This is a genomic window from Sporosarcina psychrophila (assembly GCF_001590685.1).
Classification (GTDB): Bacteria; Bacillota; Bacilli; order Bacillales_A; family Planococcaceae; genus Sporosarcina; species Sporosarcina psychrophila.
Genome location: NZ_CP014616.1, coordinates 2198030 through 2221379, shown reverse-complemented (window position 1 = coordinate 2221379; position 23350 = coordinate 2198030). Strand labels below are relative to the sequence as shown.

The window sequence follows — 23350 nt, the reverse complement described above, 5'->3', positions numbered from 1 at the left end:
TGACATTTTCAAAACTACGAGAAAAAAGAATTGGAAACATCAATATGATGTTTCCAATTCAATAAAATTAGTTACGTTTTATTATTTTCCTTCTATAAACTTCAACTGATCCAATTGAATTAAACCTTCAATATCGCTACTAGGGATATATCCTGCTTCCTTACTGATATCAGCCATTTCCTGAATTACTTCGTCATTGACAGAAGTAGTTACTTTTAGGCGCTTAAATGCGACTTCGAGTTCAGCTTTGTTAATCTCTTTTCCCGTTAATTCTTTGATGTGTTTAATGACAAGATTTTGACTTTCTTCAGGATTTTGCTCAATAAACTCAACTGCTTTTACATGAGCTGTTAAGTAAGCTTTCATCAACTTGTCATCCTCCAAAAAATTCTTACTTGCGGCGACAACAGTATTTGGTGATTCTTTCCCCCACGCGAATGATTCCCAGTCCAATAAAAGCTTACCATTTGCCTGTGTTTCCAAAATATAGCCCCAGGGTTCTGGTATTGCAGCTGCATCTAGAGACTTTTGAATAAAGAGCGTTGCTGTATCAGCTGGTGCTGCCGCAAACATTTCGACTGTTCCTCCATTTGCTGTCGGCTTCAGACCCACATCTTTTAGTGCTTTACGCAACATGATATCTTGAGTACCCCCAATTCCAGGTATCGCAACTCTCTTCCTATCCAAATCAGCAAGCTCATTAACGTTACTATCTTCACTAGCAATAAGGACTGCACCACCATTTACAGCGCCTGAAATTATATGATAGTTAGGGTCTCTTGCGTAAAAGTTCAGTACAGGACCTGGTCCTACTGTTCCCACATCAATGGATTTAGTAGCCATCGCTTCCATGAACAGTCCGCCGTTACTGACGGTCTTTGTGTTGATTGTAATATCTTCCCCAAACGCTTCAGTGAAATAACCTTCCTCCAGCGCAACGATTGTAGCCATGTGCGTTAAGTTCGGGAAATATCCAATGTTCACGACTTTACTGCCTGGTGCTCCTTGTTCTGCTTTAGCGCATGCAGCACAAATACTCAATATAACTAAGGAAATAAGCGCAAGTACGAAAAATTTACGTTTCATCCTTTTCTCTCCCCATCTGTTTCTATAAATAACCTCTTAACATATTCCCCATTTATTCTGTACACTGCTCTCCAGTCGAAAAAAACTAGATTATCTACGTTTGTATCAATGCCGCCAATAATGATCATTACCTATTACATGTGTTGATTAACCTAAGCTAACCAGTAAATGATTGCTTACTTTTGTGATAAAACACTAGATATCCTATGTACAGGTGCTTTCGGATCAGTTTGGACTAAACGACTACTGCACCATTAACGAACGCAGTAGGATTATAAACATCATTATGATGTTTATAATCCTACTAAATCAGTAACGCTTTACATTTTATTATTTTGCTTCTATTGACTTCAACTGTTTCAATTGAATTAAACCGTCAATATCATTACTAGTAACATACCCTGCCTCTTTACTAATATCAGCCATCTCCTGAATAACTTCTTCATTGACAGACGTGGTTACTTTCAGGCGCTTAAATGCGGCTGCGAGCTCAGTTTTATCAATCTCTTTTCCTGTTAATTCTTTGATGTGCTTTATAACTAGATCCTGACTTTCTTCAGGATTTTGCTCAATAAACTCTACTGCTTTTACATGTGCTGTTAAATAGGCCTTCACTAATGTTTCATTTTCCAAAAATTTCTTACTTGCTGCAACCACGGTATTTGTCGATTCTTTCCCCCAAGCGAATGATTCCCAATCTAACAACAATTGACCGTTCGCCTGTGTTTCCAAAATGTAGCCCCATGGTTCCTGGGTTGCTGCAGCATCCACAGACTTTTGAATAAAGAGCGTTGCTGTATCAGCTGGTGCTGCAGCAAACATTTCGACTGTGCCACCATTTGACGTCGGCTTCAGACCCACATCTTTCAGTGCTTTACGTAACATTACATCTTGGGTACTTCCTATTACAGGAATCGCAACTTTCTTCCCGTCTAAATCAGCAAGTTCTTTAATATTACTATGTTCACTCGCGACGAGGACGGCTCCCCCGTTTACAGCGCCTGAAATAATATGATAGTTGGGATCTTTTACGTAGAAGTTCAGTAATGGACCGGGTCCTACTGTTCCTACATCAATGGATTTAGTCACCATCGCCTCCATAAACAAGCCGCCGTTACTGACGGTTTTTGTGTTGATTTTAATATCTTCTCCAAACGCTTCAGTGAAATAATCTTTCTCTAGCGCCACAATTGTAGCGATATGCGTTAAATTAGGGAAATAACCAATGTTCACTTCTTTACTGTCTTGTGCTAATTTTTCTGTCTTTCCACAGCCAGATACAATTGCCAATACAGCTAAAGAAATAAGCCCAAGTAAGAACAAATTACGTTTCATTCCGTTCTCTCCCCTTTTTTATCTATTATCTATTCTTCAACGCCCAGACACTTGGTCTGCACGATGCGGGTCATGCAGTGGGGAGGGATTGAACTTCCCCCTCCTTGTTGTGCCATGAATATCACGTATTTAGACTACCATCCTTCAAAGTCATTCCTGCTTATGCCTGTCACGTCGTAGCATGCTGTTTCCGCTTTTCCCTTAACTAATTCCCCATTTTTTCTGCACACTGCGCTCCAATCGTAAAAAGACAAGATTATCCATGATTGTACCGATAACACCAATGATGATCATTACCGAGATAACCAAATCCATTTGTCCGAGTGATCTTCCCATTTCCAAGAGATACCCAAGCCCTCCTCCACCACCAAGAAGTTCCCCTGCCATTAACGCGCGCCAGGAAAATGCCCAGGCGATTCGTAATCCAGATATGAGTTGCGGGACAGATGCTGGCATAATAACTGTTCGCAAAAAGTGAAAACCGCTAGAACCTAATGTTTTAGCTACTTGTTGATAAAGCCTTGGCACATTTTTAAAACCACTTGTCGCATTGATTGTCATTGTCCAAGTCGCACCGATTGTTACAATAAAAAGAATAGAGAAATCATTCAAACCGAACCAAATGATTGCAAGTGGGAACCAAACAATACTCGGAATCGATTGCAATGCTGTGACAAGAAATCCAAGTGTGTCTTCCACTAACTCAGAACGCCATATGAGGTAGCCTAAAAAAAGACCAAGGATTGTCGCAATTGTAAATCCTATTAATAGACGACTCATGCTAGTAAGGATTGCAGTCATTATTTGACCACTCAAAATACCTGTGTAAAGTGTATGCAATACTTGGCTGAGACTCGGAAACATGAAATCGGGTAAGCTTGATAATCTAGATGTGACTTCCCATATCGCCGCTAGAATCCCGATGAAGAGGGTTCGTCTTAAAAATGTAGTCATCCCCCATTTCCTCCTTTAACACTTTCTCAATTTCACCTTGCAGTGATGCCAATATCTGTTTTTCCAAATGAAAGGTTACATCATTTGGCATAACGCCGTCTTTCATTGTTTTTGAAGAATAAATCTCTTTTATTCTTCCAGGACGTGTTTCAAATACAATAATCTTTTCGGATAAAAGGACAGCTTCCCGAATGTTATGCGTAACGAAAAAGATTGTCACCTTCGTTTTTTGCCAAATTTCCAGAAGTTCATTATGTAACACCATTCTGGTCTGCTCATCCAGTGCCGCAAATGGCTCATCCATCAGTAAAATTGCGGGCTCCATAACAAGTGCGCGTGCGATAGCAACACGTTGTTTCATACCTCCGGACAGCTGATGTGGATAGGCGTCGATAAAATTACTTAGATGGACCATTTTCAACATTTCTCTGGCTTTGTCCTCTGCCTCTTTTTTTGGCAGACCCTTTAAACGTAAGCCATACGTGACATTATCAAGAACCGTTAACCATGGAAATAATCCATCCTGTTGGAATACAACGACACGATCTGGTCCGGGATCTGTCACTACTTTTCCAGCAATCCGAATTTCCCCTTGATCAGCCTTTTCAAGACCAGCAATCAGATAGAGCAATGTCGACTTCCCGCAACCGGAAGGACCAACAATTGAAACAAACTGTCCTTTTTCCACGTCTAACGAGATATTATCCAGCACTTTGACATGACCATTTTCTTTGTGCGGAAAGCTTTTCACAATGCCGTCTATTGTTAAATACATTCAAATACCCCTTCCCTAAAATTCCCTACAAGTAAATCTATATAGGTTGAAATAAAGAATTCCTTTTAAGGCTACTTTGTTTAGTTTATATAGGTTTTCATATGTTCAACTAATTTAGTAGCTCTATTTATTATTCACGCACTCCGTAAATTGAAGATTTGGTTTTAAAATCCGAACAAATCGCTCGATAAATAGCGTTCACCGGAATCAGGTGCAATACAGACGACCGTATCATTCGGAGTCAATCGCCTTGCAACGGTCAAAGCCGCATATACGGCAGCGCCTCCCGAAGGGCCAATAAGAATCCCTTCATTCGCAGCTAAAGACCGGACTGTCTCGTAAGCTTCATCGTCTTGTATCATAAATATTTCATCATAGACGTTCGTATTCAAAACGGAAGGAATAAAGCCTGGACTTGTTCCAACAAGCTTATGCTTACCAGGCTCTCCGCCCGATAAGACAGGTGATCCGGCGGGCTCAACAACATGAACCGTTATTCTAGCATCAAGTTCTTTAAGTGCTTCTCCGGTACCTGTCACTGTCCCTCCCGTTCCTGATGTACAAACAAAAGCATTAAGCTTTCTTCCAATTGACTTCATCGCTTTACTAATTTCAACAGCCGTTGTTGTCCGATGAATATCCGGATTTGCAGAGTTTTCAAATTGCATGGGGATAAAACTGTTTTCAATTTGTGCAGCTAATTCATTTGCTTTGGCGATTGCACCTGGCATTCTTTCCTCACTTGGAGTTAGAACGACCTTAGCGCCATATGCTTTCATTAAATTAATGCGTTCAATCGTTGCGTTATCTGGCATGACGAAAATCGCTCCATAACCTCTTGCCGCGGCATTCATTGCCAATCCTATTCCTGTATTTCCTGATGTCGGTTCAATAATCGTTGCCGCCGCAACCAATTCCCCACTTTTTTCTGCTTCGACAATCATATTGTAAGCAGCTCGGTCTTTTACACTCCCGCTTGGATTAAAATATTCAAGTTTCACATATACAGCGGCACCTTCTGAATCTGGAAGTCTATTCAATCTCACAAGCGGAGTATTTCCAATCAATTCAGCTATATTGTTTACGACGCGCATATCTGTCATCCTCCCAGCTACATTTAGGACATGTTTTGATATCCACTTATTAATTCTAGAAAGGCATTTTGCATGTTGTTAGATTGCCTGTACGTGTCATTCGTGATTGCTTTAAGTAATTTCATTTTTATTGTTTGATCAAAGATAGAATTCTTAACTTTTTCTCTCGACAGCGTTAGAAATTCAAGATAATCGCCATAAGTATCGTCGTAAATTAAGGCAAGTTCATCACGAATGCTTTTGGATAGTGTCGGACTTCCCCCGCCCGTTGCAACACTTATCGTTAGGTCACCCCTTGACAGTTTTGCAGGGACATGAAAGGTGCTTAACTCCGGATTATCAACGATGTTGACCAGTTGATGCTTGCCAGCAGACGATGCAACGAATGTGTTCACGATTTCACTATTTGTGGCTGCAATAACAATTAATGTGGAATCAAGATCAACCGGTTCAAACAATTTATTTTTCCAGGAAATCTTGTTCTCAATAAAGAGTTGTTCTATTTTCGAATGAATCACCGGACTAATCACAGTTATATAAGCACCTGCCTGTAGCAAGCCGGTAATTTTTCTGTAGGCAATCAGACCACCACCAACTACTACTACAGCTTTGCCTTCGATGTTCAACATAATCGGGTAGGATTTCATTGTTTTATCCACCTGCCGCTGTAAAGTTATTCTGGAAAAGACCGTAAAATCAGCGGTCCTACTTAGCTTTTTTATATTATTAGAAAGTATAAGTTTTTCACTTGGAGCATTGTCTAGACTCCAGCGCCTAGACCCTCGAGTCGCTTCAGTCCTTAAGTTAAAGGCAAAGTACGCCTTTATCCTTAGGCCCTCCAGCGCTTTTCGGGTCTACCTAGGCGCTTGCGCTTTTCTTATTGTCTAGACTCCAGCGCCTAGACCCTCGAGTCGCTTCAGTCCTTAAGTTAAAGGCAAAGTACGCCTTTATCTTTAGGCCCTCCAGCGCTTTTCGGGTCTACCTAGGCGCTTGCGCTTTTCTTATTGTCTAGACTCCAGCGCCTAGTCCCTCGAGTCGCTTCAGTCCTTAAGTTAAAGGCAAAGTACGCCTTTATCTTTAGGCCTCCAGCGCTTTTCGGGTCTACCTAGGCGCTTGCGCTTTTCTTATTGTCTAGACTCCAGCGCCTAGTGGATAGGTTACACTTAGTTGGACAATCTAATTAAGGGCTAGTAGAATAATACACAAGAAGTGAGGAGATCTACTATGTCCGTAAAAAGAAGAACGTTTTCTACAGATTTCAAAAAACAAGTGGTAGCCCTATATGAAAACGGGAAAAGCCGACAAGATATTGTCAAAGAATATGAATTAACCGCATCTGCTCTTGATAGGTGGATTACACAATTCAGGCAGTCTGGTTCATTCAAAGAGAAAGATAATCAATCTCCAGAAGAGCAGGAGTTGATTGCCTTACGCAAGAGAAATAAGCAACTGGAAATGGAAGTAGATATTTTAAAGCAAGCAGCGCTGATCATGGGACGAAAATAGATGTGATTCAACAAAACCGTCACACCTATTCGGTATCAGCAATGTGTAAAGTCCTGAAAATTGCGCGTAGCACCTTCTATTATGACAATGAAGTATCCGCTCAAAAAGAACAAGTAAAGCAGGAAGAAGAACGCGTATTAAAAGAAAAGATCGCTAAGGTTTTCAATGAAAACCGACACGTTTATGGTACTCGGAAACTAAAAATAGAACTAGATAAAGAGACAGAAGGCCTTACGATCTCGAGACGCCGAATTGGAAGATTGATGAGCGAACTTGGACTTCAATCAAAATACGCCAAACCTTCCTATAAACCAATGGCAACCAGACCAAATGAAGAATCCGTTCTAAACGTATTAAATCGAGAATTTGAAGTGGACAAAGAGATGTCTGTGTTAGTAAGCGACTTAACATACGTAAAAGTAGGATACCGTTGGAGTTACGTTTGCTTCTTAATCGATTTATACAATCGTGAAATAGTCGGGTGGAGCGTCGGAGCACAAAAAGACGCTGCTTTAGTTCAGCGTGCCTTCGATTCTGTTAAATACCCATTGGGAAACGTGAACTTATTTCATACAGATCGCGGTTCTGAATTTAAAAACGTTGGGATCGATGAATTATTAAGTGGATACAACATTAAAAGATCACTTAGCCATAAAGGGAATCCTTATGATAATGCGGTGGCAGAGGCAACATTTAAGATTTTAAAAACAGAATTGATCAACGGAACCCACTATCAAACCCTTAACCAGCTGTCCCTTGAACTTTTCGATTATGTCAATTGGTACAATAATATCCGTACGCACAGTACATTAGGCTACCTAAGTCCGGTTGCTTATAAAAAATCAGCCCTTAATAATATCGTATGATTTAGTGTTGACATACCACTAGTCCCTCGAGTCGCTTCAGTCCTTAAGTTAAAGGCAAAGTACGCCTTTATCTTTAGGCCTCCAGCGCTTTTCGGGTCTACCAAGGCGCTTGCGCTTTTCTTATTAATCGTGAAAGTCCAATCCGGATTGGACTGCTTTCACATGTCCTGCACGGATAACAAAATCTCCAAAATGCTCGCCTTTTTGTCTTTCCTTCGCGTATTGGAAAAATAGTGGTCTAAGTAGTGCTAGAATCTCTTCTTCTCCAATGTTTTCCCGGTATAATTTGTTTAGTCGATCTCCAACAAAGCCAGCCCCTAGATACATATTATATTTTCCAGGAGATTTACCGATAAAGGCTATTTCCCCTAAAGAAGGACGAGAACAACCGTTTGGACACCCTGAAATACGTATGATAATCTCTTTTTCACGCAATCCCGCTTCATCCAAAATCAGTTCCATCTTATCCAACAGGGTAGGCAGATAACGTTCAGCTTCAGCCATCGCTAGTCCGCAAGTTGGAAAAGCAACACAAGCCATTGAACTTCGACGTAATGCAGAATGATGCTGTCCATCAGTCAATCCATGCTGTTCAATCAGTTCGACGATTTTTTTCTTATTTTGACTCGAAACATTGCTGATAATCAGGTTTTGGTTTGGGCTAAGGCGGAAATCTCCTGTGTGAATCTTGGCAATTTCGCGCAAGCCAGTCATCAGTGGATAATCATCCAATTCTTGGATTCGACCATTTTGGATAAAGAGCGTGAAATGCCAAGTGCCATCGCTTCCTTCTATCCAGCCATAACGATCTCCATTATGTTCAAAATGATAATCACGCGCGGTTTCTAGTTCCCAGCCTAATCGCTCATTGAGTTCTTTTACGACCCATTCAAGTCCACGTGTATCAATTGTGTATTTAAAACGTGCATACTTTCGAACAGAACGATTCCCGTAATCACGTTGAATCGTAATGATTTTTTCGGCTACTTCGATAATCTGATCTGTTGTACAAAATCCAATCACCCGTGCTAACTGAGGATAGGTGTCTGTATCTCCATGTGTCATCCCCATGCCGCCTCCGACTGCAATGTTGAATCCTACTAATTTACCTTCTTCTAAAATGGCAATTAGACCAAGATCCTGCGAAAAGACGTCAACATCATTATTAGGAGGAACTGCTACACCAATTTTAAATTTCCGTGGTAAATAGAGCGCACCATATAATGGTTCGATTTCTTCCTCTGTTTCTTGACTGTCGATTACTTTTTCACCATCAAGCCAAATTTCATGGTACGCATTGGTCCGTGGCGAAAGATAATCACTTAGTTTCTGAGCCCAACCATAGACCTCGGCATGAATATCCGATTGATAAGGGTTTGGGTTACACATGACATTCCGGTTCACATCACCACAAGCCGCTAGTGTATCCATCAATGCCGCATTAATTTCCTGAATATTTTCCTTCATATTCCACTTTAAAATCCCATGCATTTGAAATGCTTGTCGGGTAGTCAATTTCAACGTTCCATTACCAAATTTATTGGCAACACCGTCCATTGCTAGCCATTGCGCCGAGGTTGCAACGCCGCCCGGAGCGCGAACACGGACCATGAACTGGTATGCCGGCTCTAATTTTTGACGTTGTCGCTCATTGCGTAAATCCCGATCATCTTGCAGATAACTCCCATGGTGTTTCATCAATCGATTATCGTCGTCAGGTATCCCCGAACTGATCGGATATTCAAGCGTCTCCACAAGCGTTCCTCGTAAATAGTTACTCTCACTCTTAATCCGCTCAACATCACTAGGTGGACCGGGTTGTGGCGGAAGAATTATTTTTTTAGTCATGTAACTAGCTCCTCTCTCACTTGTTTCAATAGACATCACGTTGATAACGTTTCTGCTGTTGCATGTCAGCTAAATAATCAGATGCTTCCTTAGAACTCATGGCACCCTCTTCTTCAAGGATTTTTTCCAAAGTAGTATGGACGTCAGCAGCCATATGCTTTTCATCACCGCAGACGTAGAGTACAGCACCCTCTTCTAGCCACTTAAAAATAGCTTGGCTGTTCTCAATCATTCTGTGTTGGACATAGACTTTATCTTTCGTATCACGGGAAAATGCAACATCCATTCTCGTCAATACACCCTCTTTGAGCCATTGTTGCCATTCAACCTGATACAGAAAGTCTGTTACGAAGTGTTGATCACCAAAGAACAACCATGTTTTCCCTTCGGCGCCAATCTCCTCGCGTTCTTCCAAGAATGATCTGAACGGAGCTATTCCAGTACCAGGTCCAATCATAATCAAAGGCGTGTTAGGATCTTCTGGTAATTTAAAGTTCGAGTTACGCTGAACATATACCGGTAAATGATCTCCTGGTTGCGCACGTACAGCACATTCATCTGAACAGACACCAACCCGATCGCGACCATGTGCCTCATAACGAACAGTTCCAATCGTGAGATGAACTTCATCTGGATTTGCTTTTGAACTACTGGCAATTGAATATAAGCGCGCGCGTATTTTACGTAATATTGCGACAAAATTACTTAGAGAGACTTCCCATGGTGCAAAATCCCGTACTAGATCCAATAGATCACGACCATAGAGATAATCCCTGAATTCTTGCTCCCTTGCTGATTCCAAGAGTTCCTTTAATTCATTGTTAGCGGTAAATTGCACTGCTTTTTGTAGTAATGGTTTCGTCAATACAGTGATTTCAAAACTAGAAATCAATGCCTCGCGCAAGGGCTTAAGCTCCCCCTGGTTATTGACCTTCACTGCTTCGCTAGCATTCCAGCCCATCTCTGCAATCAAGCTATCCACTAATCCAGTATCATTTTTCGGATAAATGCCCAAACTATCTCCCGGTTCAAACTCGAGGTTCGATCCTTCAAGTGATAACTCAAGATGACGCGTTTCCTTGTTTGAACCACGGCCATTTAAATTCAAATTCTCTAGGATTTCAGCTTTAAATGGATTTGTTCTAGAATACTCCAGCTGTTCCGTAACACCCTTGTTGACTGGTTGTTGGACCGTTGTAGAACTGCTTCCTCGTTGCTCATTTAATGCGGCTAAAACATTCGTAAACCATTCCGCGGCAGATTCATCATAATCCAAGTCGCAATCGACGCGTGGACTAAGCTGTTTTGCACCTAACTCCAGTAATCGTTCATCAAATTGTTTACCTGTCTGACAGAAAAACTCATAAGAACTATCTCCCAAAGACAGGATCGAATAGTGCAGATTATCCAATTGTGGCGCTCTTTTACCATGAAGAAATTCATAGAATGGCAATGCATTATCTGGTGGATCACCTTCACCATGTGTACTTACAATAAGTAGTAAGTTCTCAATCTTCTTAAGCGAATTCGGTTTGAATTCATTCATAGAAGCAAGCGTTACTTGGAACTCGTCTGCTTTTAAATTCTTCGTCAGTTTTTCAGCTAAAGCCTGCCCGTTACCAGTCTGAGATCCATAGAGAATTGTCACTTCTTTTGAGATGACTTCTATTTGTTTTGACGGAGCTTCCAGAACTGCCACGCTGCCAGAAGCGTTTGATTGCGTAGCTAATTGACTCGCACTCAGATAGCCGCCCAACCAGATTTGTTGTGTCTCTGTCAGTATCGGTAAAAGTTGATTTAGGAGTTCTACCTGCTCCTGATTAAAAGGACTGTTTATCACTTGAAGCGCCAAAATTTCCCACCCCGCAAAATTAGTATTTTACATATATATGCTGAACACGCGAATACTTATATAAACTAAGCTGAGGTTTCCTCAAGCGTCATAGCGAATTCAAAAGAATTCTTTATTTCAACATACACAGCTATAAAAAGAGCATTATTTTAATCTAATTTTCTCGTTTCTCTCTATTTGAACCACAACATTGTCTTGAATAACCAATGTGATAGAGCCATAATTCATCGTGCTCAGCATCTTTTTAACATTTTCAATAGTAAGTTCAAGATTTTGTTCCCGTTTCTCCATAGTCCCTTTCATCCTCTCAGACAAAATATCTTCATTTAAATAAGCTGACTGATTTGCTCTTTTTCAAGTAACTCATTCACCCGTTCTACAAGTACATCCTGGACATATTTGTGATAACCAAGATTTTCACAAAGAATAAGCTGCTGGTTATTAGTAGACTGTGTCACAATCTTTTTCTCAATGCCATTCATTAAAATACCTGTAAATAGTAAGTACGGAATAATGAAAACTTGCTTTTGAGGTGCTTCCTGTAGTTGCAGTAATGCTTCATCGAAATGAGGATCTGCTCCGTAAAGAAAACAAACAGTTACTTTATTAAAGGCGTACTTGTCAGCAAGAAGCTGTGCAATTTCATTTAAATCATGCTTAACTGCGGGATCACTACTCCCCCTGCCTACGATTAACACTTGAGCATCTTCTGCAATCACTACTTGTTGTTCAACAACTCGGTCATATAAACTATCAACAATCTTCGGATGAATGCCAAATGCTTTTCCGTATGTAAATTCGATATCGGGATACATGATTTTTCCCACTTCGATTTCAAATGGAATATCTTCATTTGCATGCGCTGCGGTTAATAAAAGTATAGGTACAATGGCAATTTTAGTAGCTCCGCGTTCCACGCATTTCGTAATCCCTTCATCCACGCTTGGTGCCGCTAGTTCTAAAAAACAAATCTCTTGAATCGGAACATCGATCATTGCTTGACTGCTCTTAATAAACTGAATGGCTTCTTCGACACCTGCTTTAATTCGGCTACCGTGGCCCACATATAAAACTGCCTGCATGCTAATCCCTCCTCGTATCAAGTACGCCTCGGCGTAATAAGGTAACCTTTCTTTATTATTAAGCGGGGATTTTCACCCCTGCTGAAAGAAGTTAAACTGCTAGTATGCAGATACTTCTTTAATACTATTTTGGTTCAACTCTGTTTGTTCAAACCATTGAATCTTCTCTCGCAATTTCACAACTTCGCCGACAATGATCATACTTGGGTTTTTAATTTCAGAATCTCTCGCAATCTCTACAATGGTCGACAGTGTACCTGTAATCGTATACTGTGCTTCTGTCGTCCCCCAATGAACAAGTGCTACTGGCGTGTTTTCAGGTCGGCCATGCTTAGTCAGTTGCTCACAAATATAAGGTAAGTTTCCGACACCCATATAAATCGCTAATGTATCAATACCAACTGCAAGACTTTCCCAATGAATGGAATCGCTTTTTCCAGCACGCATATGGCCAGTTACAATCGCAAAACTAGAACTTAAATCACGATGCGTGACTGGGATTCCCGCATAAGCAGGAGCCGCAATTCCAGCAGTAATTCCTGGAACCACCTCAAAAGGGATTCCGTTGTCTGCAAGAACTTCTGCCTCTTCAGCACCTCTGCCAAAAACGAATGGATCTCCACCTTTTAAGCGTGTGACGATTTTTCCCTGCTTCGCATATTTCACTAAAAAGTGGTTAATCGTCTCCTGAATCATTGCATGGTAATTTGGGAGTTTTCCGCAATAAATCAAGTCCGCTCCCGGTTTTGCATAGGAGAGCAGCTCTTTATTAATTAAACGATCATACAAGATGACATCCGCTTGTTGAATACATTTCATCCCTTTAACGGTGATTAAATCAACATCTCCAGGTCCAGCTCCAACTATAAATACTTTTCCCATTCTCATCTCTCCTCTCACCGCTCAGTTCTACAATAAAATCATCGTTATGAATGAATCTCTTCTTTTTGCATTCCTGCAATTAATACTTCGATCACTTCCGGTCGGCTAAATGTCGATGGCAGTTGTTCTCCCTTACGAAGCATTTCTCTCACTTTTGTTCCCGACAAGATCACATGGTGACTGGCATCATGCGGACAAGTTTTTGGTGTTGCCATGTTACCGCATTTATTGCAGTAAAAGCTATGCTCGAAAAATAATAACGTGATCCCAAGTTCTCCAAGCGTAAAGTTGCTAAAGATTTTCTGAGCATCATACGTACCGTAATAATTACCAACACCCGCATGATCACGACCGACGATAAAGTGTGTGCAACCAAAATTCTTTCGAACCATCGCATGAAAAACAGCTTCTCTTGGTCCGGCATAGCGCATTGCTGCTGTAAACACACCTAAAAACACGTGCTCTTTCGCATAATATTTTTCTAGTAAGACTTCATAGCTTTCCAGGCGCACATCTGCTGGAATATCATCTGATTTCGTTTCACCTACAAGGGGATTCAAAAATAATCCATCTACAATTTCCAATGCAGTCTTTTGAATATATTCATGTGCCCTATGAACTGGGTTTCTCGTTTGGAAACCGACGACTGTTTCCCAGCCTAGCTCTTGGAATTTCCCTCTTGTTTCAATCGGGTCATATAGGTACTCCGAAAACTCATTCAGCGGCCTTCGCTGAATCAGTGTGATGGTTCCACCCAGGTAGACATTAGGGCGCTCAAACAACTTCTTGACGCCTGGGTGCTCACGGTCTGTCGTTTGATAGACTAGTTTAGCTTCTTTTTCCTTATCTGGTGTGAAAATATCCGATACTTCGAGAACACCATAGACAACTCCATCTCTCACCAATTTCACAAATTTCCCAACAGCGATACCTTGTGCGTTCACCTCTGTCGTTGGCAATGTAATCGGAATTGTCCAAGGTACTCCAGTAGATAATCTCATTGTTGTAACAACAGAATTGTAGTCTACTTCTGTAAGAAATCCACTTAAAGGGCTATAAGCACCCGTACCAATCAAATCCAAGTCACTACTAGCAATTTCGTCTAATTCAACTGTTTCAGTTATTCCTTCGTATTGAAAACCAGGATTCCAGCGATTAATTAATGTACCACCATGCGGTTGACTCAAACTCATTTAAATTCCCCCATTTTCGTTAGCATTATGCAAGCCACACTCTGTCTTCGCCTGATTTGCCCAGCGCCCTGACCTCGACCCCGTCGTTGTATCCCCTTTGAATGTGCAGTGTGAACAACCGATACTGGGATAGCCTTGGTCATGGAGTGGATTATAAGGCAAATTATGTTTTTTTACATAATCCCAAATATCAATCCACGTCCAATGAATCAGCGGGCAAATTTTAACCGATTGAAAGGTTTCATCTTTGTTCACAAAGTTTGTCTGACTTCTTGATGGTGATTGTTCACGCCTAAGTCCTGATAACCAAGCGGTCGTACCGCTCATTGCTTCACGGAGTGGAATTACTTTCCTCATATGACAACAACGATCCGGCTGTCTTTCCCATAGTCGATCGCCATACTTGTCAGCTTGTTCCTCAACCGTTAAGCCGGGAGTCTTCATTTCAATTACAAGCTTTGGATAACGTTTCTTTACTTCATCGATTAAGGTATGCGTTTCTTGAAAATGAAATCCGGTTTCGAGAAAGACCACTTTAGCAGTTGGTTTTATTTGCGAGATTAAATCTATCATTACGATACCTTCAACCCCAAAACTACACGCATATACAAGTTCATCGTCGTATTCTCCGTAAGCCCATCGCAAGACGTTTAACGCACCTTTTGACTCGTCATCGATTGGAAAAACTTCACTAGTCTCAGCCCAAGATTTGTACGTCAACTTCGCCATACTAATCCCCCCTCTAAACTCAATAACTCTATTACATTATCTTTTTTTAAAAAAGGCGACTTTAATCTACTATTGATTAAAGTCGCCTCTAATTTTTTAGTCAGCGAATTGTTCGTATGTTCACGATTGTCCATTAGCTTCTGGATTTCCAGTCGGCATGTGATTAGCGTTTATACTAACTTTATTAATCCTATGTGTCAAGTAGGTTTAAATACATTCTATTCCTAAAACCCCAATATGTTACGCGTTTTGTAATTTTTTTAGATATAGTTATTTTCTTTTAAATAAGAAACGATGACTTTGACAGACTCTACAATATTTAATTGATTGGTATCAATGATTATTTCCGGGTTAACAGGTTCTTCATAAGGAGCATCAATTCCTGTAAAGCCTTTAATTTCACCCAATCTTGCTTTCTTATAAAGCCCCTTCGGATCCCGTTCTTCACAAGTTTCTAAACTTGCCTTAACGTATATTTCGATAAACTCATCGGATTTGACAATTTCTCGCACCTGATCTCGATCTTCCTGATAAGGCGATATGAATGCTGTCAATGTGAATAAGCCAGCATCGACCATTAGTTTTGAAACTTCACCGATTCTGCGAATATTTTCCGTCCGATCATTTGGACTAAACCCTAGATTCTTATTTAAACCGTGCCGGACATTATCTCCATCCAGCCGATAAGTATGAATGCCTTTCGCGTGTAACTCTGTTTCTAGCGCTACTGAAACTGTTGATTTCCCTGACCCTGATAGCCCAGTGAACCAAAGAATAGCACTCTTATGGCCCTTTAGTTCTTGACGATTTTTTTTTGTTACCTCTGATTCATGCCAAACGATATTTGTAGACTCTGTCATTGTTTGCCCCCCTAAATCATTTGTTTCAGTTTAATTTTTATATACAAAAAAGACACCTTTTTCCGATTCAAATAATCGATTAGAAAGTTGCCTTTAGTTGTCTAATTAGCATGTATGAAATTGTTAAAATGATAAATGACTTACAACCTTTACAGTAAAGAAATAAAAAAACCACTTCTAAATAGAGCAAGAAGAGGTTAATAGAATCGAACACATATTACTCCTCTTATCTGCTAAACTTTCGTTTACTGGAATTGGCACAGTACTAAACAGTCTGTTGCCGCGGTTTCATCGGGCCAGTCCCTCAACCTCTCTAGATAAGATATAAACTATTAAGTTGAGACCAATACTACATTATCGAAAATTCAAAGTCAATGACTTATCAGAATTTATTTTCAATCATATCAGTTTAGTTGGAATTAAAGGCGATCTTCTTGCACATATAAAAGGCACTTTAAACTACTTTTCAGTGCGCTAGGAAACATGTTAGTTAACTCTCACTTAACCTTTCGTTGTTCTCATCGGTTTTCTCTATTTCCTTTTCATATTTATTTTTCCAATTAACAAGAAAGATTCCTGCAAATATTAGTAATCCACCAAAAAGGATAGACCAGGTTAGTCTTTCATGGAGTAAAAACCATCCTGTGAGTACACCGAAGAATGGCGCTAAAAAAAGGAATGCACTAGTTCGTTCTTGATTACCTCTTTGGAGAAGATAAAACCAAATAGAAAACTGAATAATTGAGGCTGCAATGGTAAGCCATAACAAAATCAGGATAGATTGAGTAGTCATTTTAAAGAAAGTCTCTTCCAGTAGTAAGCTTCCCAGAAAGAGAATTAATCCACCAAAAAGCATTTGATAGGCTGTCATTACATACGTATCAAATTTGAAACCATGTATTTTTATCAATAGCGTAGCAATCGCCCATGAAACAGCCGACAAAAGCCCTAATATGGTACCGACTTTAAAGTCAAGATGTGAACCTAACGTGAGAAAAACCCCGATAAAACCTAACAGTACACCTATCCATTGCTGAATATGGTAACGCGATTTTAAAAAAAGCGTCCCAAAAACGACAACGAGTAAAGGATTCATAAACGTTAGGATAGACGTCTCTCCAGAAGTGATTGTACGCAGTGCCATAAATATACAGCCCATCACAAAAGCTGTTTGGAAAAGTCCAATTAGAACAAGCCACACCCAGTCGATTGCTTTTACTGGATGTGGCTTGTTTAAGATTTTAACGATAGTTGCCATAATAATCCCTGCAAGCGTAAAACGCAGAGCGACTAATAGGAGTGGAGATGAATAGGCTAACCCTAACTTCCCTATTGTAAAAGAAGAACCCATTAGTCCAGTCGTCAAAATCACTAACAAGCAAAAACTGATTCGATTCATCCGGTCCCCACCCCATTATTACTATAAAACGTTTAAAAGAAAATGCTGATCAATTGATTTCACTTTAAGTTTTCAAAGAATACACGGATAACGTCGGCTCCGCCTAAGAAGGTCCCCAACGTTCCTCCCAAGTTAGTCAAAACAATTACCAGCAAGACCCGTGTCACCTTATTTGCCCAAAAACCTTTAATCGTAAAAACATCTGCAGAAAGCGTTTCAAAGTCACCAACACTTGGGCGGCGAAAAAATGCTTGAACAATTCCTGAAACCCAACCGGCCGCTATCAGTGGATGCAAGGTAGTAATAGGGGCTGATACAAAGGCCGCTAAAATGGCCAGCGGGTGTCCAAGAGCCACCGCAGCACCAATAGCTGACAGGCTACCTGTCCATAAGACCCAGCTTAACGCTTGATCGAAACCGGCAGATGGATTTGCGATAAAGGTGTAGGCGATAATTGATAATAGAAGAATCGGAATTGCCCATCCGATAATTTTTGGGATTTTTGATTTTGGTGGTGTTTGCGCTAATGCGACTAAATCATGGTCATTATAGATTTCTTTTGTAATCCCTGGAACATGTGCTGCACCAATGACTGCAACGACCTTTTTACCTGGTGCATCTTTGATTTTCTGTGCTAAATACTGGTCTCTCTCATCGATTAAGGGCGTCTTTAACCTTGGAAATGATTCCGTAAAGTCAGTTAGAACGGCATTTAGCGTGTCCTTTGATTTCATTTTCTCCAATTCTTCTTCAGAAATCGTCTCTTTGCTGAAGATACTATAAAAAACCGACATCAGAAGCTGACTTTTCCCCTTAAGTCCAATATTCCCCCAAATTCGGGAAAAAGTAATTTGGATATTACGGTCAGCCAGCACCAAATTTGCACCGACTTCTTTTGCTGATTCAATCCCCTGAATCATTTCCTGTCCAGGTTTAATATCAAATTGCTTTGCCAAACGATTTTGAAAGGAGGATATTGCCAGATTCATTAAGAGCAATGTAGCTTTCTTCTCTTTAATCACCTTGAAAATATCCGTTTCTTTCCACTTATTACTATCCATTATAGATTGAAACCTTTGTTCATCCAATTCAATGCATACTGAATCGGGTCTTTCCTTGTCGATTACCTCTTTTACTTGTTCTGCACTTTGCTTGGAAACATGGGCAGTTCCAATAAGTATTAGTTCTCTACCGTCTAATTCTATTCTCGTAATGTTAGTCTCTTGCATTGACAAACTTCCTTTATGAACTTATTTCTTCTGAGCAACCTTAAGCCAAGGTTTACTAAAAAGACGGTCTAGTTATTATAATGAATCAGTTTGAACGAAATTTCAATTATCTTTCATTATTAATATAATGAAAGTCACCCTCATGGATAATGACTATTAAATATGATACGTAAAGACCTCGGGCAATACCCTTTTTAAAAATTTCTGTGTTCGTTCTTCCTTTGGATTTACAAAGATTTCATGGGGTGCTCCTTCCTCTACTACGACTCCCCCATCCATAAATATTACTTTGTTAGCTACATCCTTCGCAAAACCCATTTCATGTGTGACAACTAACATAGTTGTTCCTTCTTTCGCGATATTCTTCATAACTGTCAAAACTTCCCCGACTAATTCTGGATCCAATGCAGAAGTTGGTTCGTCAAATAAAATAATGTCTGGATTCAAAGCAACTGCTCTTGCAATGCCTACCCTTTGCTGTTGCCCTCCCGATAATTCACTGGGATATGCATTGTATTTATCCGATAGCCCCACTTTATCCAACGCTTTTTTCCCTATCTCAACCGCTTCTGCTGTCGGGATTTTTCTTCCGATAATAAGTCCTTCTGTAACGTTTTCTAAAGCTGTTTTATTATTGAACAAATTATTGTTTTGAAATACAAAAGCGATTTTCTGTCTAATCTGATGGATTTGTTTTTTGGATGCTGTTTTTAAATTCACGTCTATATCCCCAAAAATAGCACGGCCTTGATCCGCTTTTTCTAAAAAATTGATACATCTCAGTAATGTTGTCTTACCGGATCCACTTGGCCCCAGTATAACAACAACATCGCCTTTATCTATTGTTACGTCAACACCTTTTAAGATTTCAGTTTTACCGAATGACTTATGGATATCTCTAATTTCTAACATGCTTCGAATCCCTCCTTTTCATACTTAAACGACTGACGGTTTATATTTACTCAAACGTTTTTCATATAGTTTAAATGCGAATTCGACTGCACTGCATAACAGTAAATAGACAAGAAAGATATCGATATAGGCCTCAACATAATTGTAGCCTACGTTCGCTGCCACTTTTGCTTTCAGCGTAATTTCTTGTAATGACATTGCATACCCGAGAGATGTCGCTTTGATTAAGTTGACTGTCGCTGTACAGATATTCGGCATTGCAACGACCAATGCCTGTGGGATAATAATTCTTCTGTATGCTTGCACATTCGTTAGCCCCACTGATTGGGCAGCTTCCAACTGCCCCTTGTTCACCGTGCTTAGTGCAGAGCGAAAAACTTCAATCAGGACCGCTGTAGTGTTAAAAGTGAAGACAATGAATGCGTACCAAATTGGATTCACATCATACACATTCATCCCAATATTAAACTTTGTAAATAGTGAACTTAGCAATAAGGGGACACTACTATAGACGATGAAAATCTGAATGATAATTGGGGTTCCTCTGACAAAAGAAACGTATACTTGTGCAAAACGATGTAACACGGGAATTCGATTGATTCTTGTTAGTGCCAGTAAAAATCCTAACGGCAACGCAAAGAGCAAAGCTACAATTGTAATGAATAGCGCTATAGGAACACCTGATAATGCGATAAAAAATGTATCTACTAAAAACTTGTAATTTAATCCTTCAGACACTTTCTCACCCCCTTATGCAGTTTTCAATCCTTGTTTCCCCTTACTAAATACTTTCTCTAATTTTAAGAAGAACTGTTCAATTGCTATTGAAAGTATCCAGTAAATAATTGCTAATGCAAGAAATATTTCTAATGCATGTGCGTTATAGTTGCCCGCAATAATAAGATTTGCTTTTCCGACAACATCTATCAACCCGATTGTATAAGCTAACGATCCTTCTTGAAGTACTGCCAGCAAGCTGTTTCCAAAGTTCGGTAATGCGACTACAAAAGCTTGGGGAAATACGATTCGTCTATAAGCCTGTGAATTGCTTAGCCCAACACTTACTGCGGCCTCAAATTGTCCCTTGTCAATTGATTGAAAAGCTGAGCGCATGACCTCGGACATAGCCGCCGCAAATTGAAGTGTAAAAGTGATAATGACAAATACAGCTGTGTGTATATTGTTCAAATTCAGACCGACACGATCACCGATTGTAGGAAGTCCATAATATACTAAAAAAAGGAGTACGATTGAGGGTGTACACCTTAATATTGTTGTATAACCATTAGCTACCTTCCTTGCAAATTTACTTTTCCCTATTTTCGCCGCCGTTAAGATAAAGCCCAGGAACGTACCGAACAGGACGGAAAGACCTGCAACCATAAATGTCATTTTTAAAAAAGGAATTAGTAGTGGGATGGACTCCCATATATATGATGCGTCAAAATACTTCTCCATGTATCCACCCCGCTTTCATTTTCAAATTGTAACCATTTGATTGACAAAGGCTGTTGAGCATATCGCACACCCAACAGCCTTTATATCTTTAGCGTTATCTCTCTACAGCATCCAACACTTCAAACAAATCTCTGCCGTAAAACGATGTGCTTAATTCACTTGTCTTCTTTTCTTCTTTCAATTGTTTAACTGCTTGATCATAGGCATCCGCAAATTCCTGTTCTTTCTTATTGAATAAAGGCCATGTTTTTATGACTGCAAATTCATTGTAAACAACCTCGTCTGCCAGATTATGATACGGGCCATCTTCAGCAGTCACTTGCTTTTCAAAAGGACCCTCAATGATAACACCACCATCTACGCGACCTTCATTCACCCACTGAACAACGTCAACTGTGAAAGCATCTCCAGCTTTCAACTGCACTTTATTACCCGGATTTTCTTTGTTATATTCCTCAATTACAGTGTATTGAGCATTATTAGCTGCAATAGGTGCCAACGAAAAGCCGGCAGAAGCAAAGTCTGATAGGGATTTGATATGTTCATTCTCTTTCTTAAGCACAAGACCCGCACTGCTTAAGCCGATAAATTCTTTCGGGAAGATAAATTTTTCTGTTCTTTCCTGTGTCCAAAATGCATTTTTAACCCCTACCTGGTATTTCCCTTGTTCGACACCCACAAGTAGGTCATCGCTTGTCGTTCCAACGTACTCAAATTCGTATTGTGGAAGTAATTCATCAACTAGTTTCATCACTTCAACATCATATCCAGTTGCATTTCCTTTTTCATCCAACCAGGACATTGGTTTTGAAGCTTGATCATAGGCGATTTTTACTTTTTGTATGTCTGAATCATTACCATCGGCCGCTTTACTTGAGTTACATCCAGCTAAAATAGTAGTTAATGCTAAACCAATTGCCGCAAGTTGAAACACGCTTCTTCTTCTCATCATGAAATCCCCTTTTTCGCTTCAATCCAATATGCTTACATTTGGATAGCGTTTTTTATTGTATCTTGTTCAATTGCAGTCAGTGCCAATTTCTTAATTGTCATATCGTCCATAGGAGGATTGTGCAAACCTGCCCTGACATCCCGATAATAGCGCTGTAATGGATTCGTCCGTTGAAGACTTTTTGCACCTACAATTCTCATTGCTTTATCGACAATCGTAATGGCTGAATTCGTAATGGTGTGCTTGACAACAGCGACCTCATTTGTCAGATAGCCTCTTCGTGATTCATCATCATAGGCCTCCGCCACACTATAAATCAGATGCCTTGCCTGGGTTAATTCCAAATCAATTTCTCCTAGTAATTGTTGAACATTTGGCAATTGACTAATTGGTCCATTCAGGCTGTTAGGTGAATAATTATTTGCAAAATGCACAGCATAATCACGTGCTGCCTGTGCAATTCCTAGATAACATGCTGGGATGTGAAGAAGCCAACCACTAAACGGAGCGCCACTTGGCTTGTCAGGAAGTTCAACAAGTTTTGACTCTTCGACTTTGACATTATCGAGAACGAGATCGTGACTTCCAGTTCCTCTCATTGAAATGACGTCCCATGTATGATCAATTGTTAGTCCTTCTAAATCTTTGTGAAGCAGGAAGAATCCTACTTGTTGTTGTTCTTCAATCCACGCAGATGTTAGAAAATATGTTAATACTGGAGAAGCCGTTGTAAATGTTTTACGTCCCGATAATACCCATGAACCATCTTGTTTTACCGCATTTGTACCAGGACGTCCTCCCCGAGTTGGACTCCCTGTTTGTGCTTCACTCACAGAGCGGTTCACTAAAGCTCCATTCAGAACTTCCTTGGCAAAGAATTCAAGATTTTTATCATTCCATAACCCTTTTCCGAAAAGTTCTCCGACAACTCCGAGATTCCATCCGATGGAAAGTGCTGTATTTCCATCAAAACTCGCTAATGTTTCTTGAAGGAGTACCATATCGTACACCTTTAACCCTTCTCCGCCGTAAGCTGTTGGAATTGTACTACTCGTATAACCCATTTGGATTAACTCTTGAATGTTTTCCGTAGGGAAGATGGCTAACTCATCAGTTTGTGCTGACGTATTTTTGAAATTCATTTCTTTCTTATACAACTTCTCTAACCAAGTCTTTTGACGTTCTGTTTTGACAAATATGCTATTCACCATTTCTCCCCCTAATGTCTTCTAATGAAGCTAAGCTATCTTTTAATTAGTAGTTTATATTATGCTAATCATTCCGATAGGTTTCATCGGAATTCAACTAATAGTAAGCTACGAATAATTACTCTGTCAA

General features: G+C 40.1%; 22 protein-coding genes and 1 riboswitch. Of the genes, 1 reads left to right on the top strand and 21 read right to left on the bottom strand.

Going from position 1 to position 23350, the window contains the following annotated elements; translation table 11 throughout:
* Positions 1-81 precede the first annotated feature (81 nt).
* The 6 genes from AZE41_RS10500 to AZE41_RS10475 all read right to left on the bottom strand — a co-directional run bounded on the left by AZE41_RS10500 (position 82) and on the right by AZE41_RS10475 (position 5891).
* Entirely contained in the window at positions 82-1086 is a 1005-nt protein-coding gene (locus AZE41_RS10500) for an ABC transporter substrate-binding protein (RefSeq protein ID WP_067208974.1), read from the bottom strand.
* A gap of 330 nt (positions 1087-1416) precedes the next feature.
* Positions 1417-2421 carry an ABC transporter substrate-binding protein gene (locus tag AZE41_RS10495; RefSeq protein ID WP_067208973.1) on the bottom strand — a complete coding sequence of 335 codons (1005 nt, stop codon included), beginning with the start codon at positions 2419-2421 and terminating at the stop codon, positions 1417-1419.
* 201 nt (positions 2422-2622) lie between these two features.
* Complete coding sequence (locus AZE41_RS10490) at positions 2623-3375, bottom strand: ABC transporter permease (protein WP_067208970.1); 753 nt, start codon at positions 3373-3375, stop codon at positions 2623-2625.
* Positions 3308-4150: an ABC transporter ATP-binding protein gene (locus AZE41_RS10485; protein WP_067208968.1), complete on the bottom strand. Its 843-nt coding sequence runs from the start codon at positions 4148-4150 to the stop codon at positions 3308-3310. Before AZE41_RS10485 ends, AZE41_RS10490 begins: the two co-directional genes overlap by 68 nt.
* Before the next feature lie 164 nt (positions 4151-4314).
* Positions 4315-5244, bottom strand: coding sequence for a cysteine synthase A (cysK, locus tag AZE41_RS10480; protein WP_067208965.1), 930 nt, complete (start codon positions 5242-5244; stop codon positions 4315-4317).
* Between the two features lie 23 nt (positions 5245-5267).
* Complete coding sequence (locus AZE41_RS10475) at positions 5268-5891, bottom strand: precorrin-2 dehydrogenase/sirohydrochlorin ferrochelatase family protein (protein WP_067208962.1); 624 nt, start codon at positions 5889-5891, stop codon at positions 5268-5270.
* Positions 5892-6468: 577 nt separating this feature from the next.
* Between AZE41_RS10475 and AZE41_RS10465 the strand changes: the two genes are divergently transcribed.
* Positions 6469-7616 (top strand): IS3 family transposase gene (locus tag AZE41_RS10465; RefSeq protein ID WP_156476012.1). Its coding sequence is split into 2 segments (ribosomal slippage): positions 6469-6715 and positions 6715-7616, totalling 1149 coding nucleotides; the frame shifts between segments, so codons are not numbered across the junction.
* A 123-nt stretch (positions 7617-7739) separates the two neighbouring features.
* Here the strand turns inward: AZE41_RS10465 and cysI are convergent.
* From cysI to AZE41_RS10395, 15 genes are all read right to left on the bottom strand, one after another.
* Positions 7740-9464 (bottom strand): assimilatory sulfite reductase (NADPH) hemoprotein subunit, encoded by a 1725-nt coding sequence (gene cysI / locus AZE41_RS10460; RefSeq protein ID WP_067208951.1) that lies wholly within the window; start codon positions 9462-9464, stop codon positions 7740-7742.
* Between the two features lie 25 nt (positions 9465-9489).
* Positions 9490-11316, bottom strand: coding sequence for an assimilatory sulfite reductase (NADPH) flavoprotein subunit (locus tag AZE41_RS10455; RefSeq protein WP_067208948.1), 1827 nt, complete (start codon positions 11314-11316; stop codon positions 9490-9492).
* 144 nt (positions 11317-11460) lie between these two features.
* Positions 11461-11607 (bottom strand): YezD family protein, encoded by a 147-nt coding sequence (locus tag AZE41_RS22160; protein WP_082786557.1) that lies wholly within the window; start codon positions 11605-11607, stop codon positions 11461-11463.
* Between the two features lie 35 nt (positions 11608-11642).
* Complete coding sequence (locus AZE41_RS10450; protein ID WP_067208945.1) at positions 11643-12398, bottom strand: sirohydrochlorin chelatase; 756 nt, start codon at positions 12396-12398, stop codon at positions 11643-11645.
* A 99-nt stretch (positions 12399-12497) separates the two neighbouring features.
* Entirely contained in the window at positions 12498-13280 is a 783-nt protein-coding gene (gene cobA / locus AZE41_RS10445; protein ID WP_067208943.1) for a uroporphyrinogen-III C-methyltransferase, read from the bottom strand.
* Between the two features lie 44 nt (positions 13281-13324).
* Entirely contained in the window at positions 13325-14473 is a 1149-nt protein-coding gene (gene sat, locus AZE41_RS10440) for a sulfate adenylyltransferase (protein ID WP_067208941.1), read from the bottom strand.
* A complete protein-coding gene (locus AZE41_RS10435) occupies positions 14474-15202 on the bottom strand; it encodes a phosphoadenylyl-sulfate reductase (RefSeq protein WP_067208939.1) in 729 nt (242 codons plus the stop codon).
* Positions 15203-15462: 260 nt separating this feature from the next.
* On the bottom strand, positions 15463-16062 hold the full coding sequence (gene cysC / locus AZE41_RS10430; RefSeq protein WP_067208936.1) for an adenylyl-sulfate kinase: 600 nt from the start codon (positions 16060-16062) through the stop codon (positions 15463-15465).
* A gap of 223 nt (positions 16063-16285) precedes the next feature.
* Positions 16286-16386: riboswitch (SAM riboswitch) on the bottom strand.
* Between the two features lie 166 nt (positions 16387-16552).
* Positions 16553-17461, bottom strand: coding sequence for a DMT family transporter (locus tag AZE41_RS10425; protein WP_067208933.1), 909 nt, complete (start codon positions 17459-17461; stop codon positions 16553-16555).
* Positions 17462-17520: 59 nt separating this feature from the next.
* The gene (locus AZE41_RS10420; RefSeq protein ID WP_067208930.1) at positions 17521-18690 is read right to left on the bottom strand and encodes a TraB/GumN family protein; all 1170 of its coding nucleotides are present in this window, start codon (positions 18688-18690) and stop codon (positions 17521-17523) included.
* A 156-nt stretch (positions 18691-18846) separates the two neighbouring features.
* A complete protein-coding gene (locus tag AZE41_RS10415) occupies positions 18847-19602 on the bottom strand; it encodes an amino acid ABC transporter ATP-binding protein (protein ID WP_067208929.1) in 756 nt (251 codons plus the stop codon).
* Between the two features lie 24 nt (positions 19603-19626).
* Positions 19627-20340: an amino acid ABC transporter permease gene (locus AZE41_RS10410; RefSeq protein WP_067208928.1), complete on the bottom strand. Its 714-nt coding sequence runs from the start codon at positions 20338-20340 to the stop codon at positions 19627-19629.
* Positions 20341-20352: 12 nt separating this feature from the next.
* Positions 20353-21060: an amino acid ABC transporter permease gene (locus AZE41_RS10405; protein ID WP_067208926.1), complete on the bottom strand. Its 708-nt coding sequence runs from the start codon at positions 21058-21060 to the stop codon at positions 20353-20355.
* 94 nt (positions 21061-21154) lie between these two features.
* Positions 21155-22012, bottom strand: coding sequence for a transporter substrate-binding domain-containing protein (locus tag AZE41_RS10400; protein ID WP_231885805.1), 858 nt, complete (start codon positions 22010-22012; stop codon positions 21155-21157).
* Positions 22013-22044: 32 nt separating this feature from the next.
* Entirely contained in the window at positions 22045-23220 is a 1176-nt protein-coding gene (locus AZE41_RS10395; RefSeq protein WP_067208921.1) for an acyl-CoA dehydrogenase family protein, read from the bottom strand.
* Positions 23221-23350: the final 130 nt, after the last annotated feature.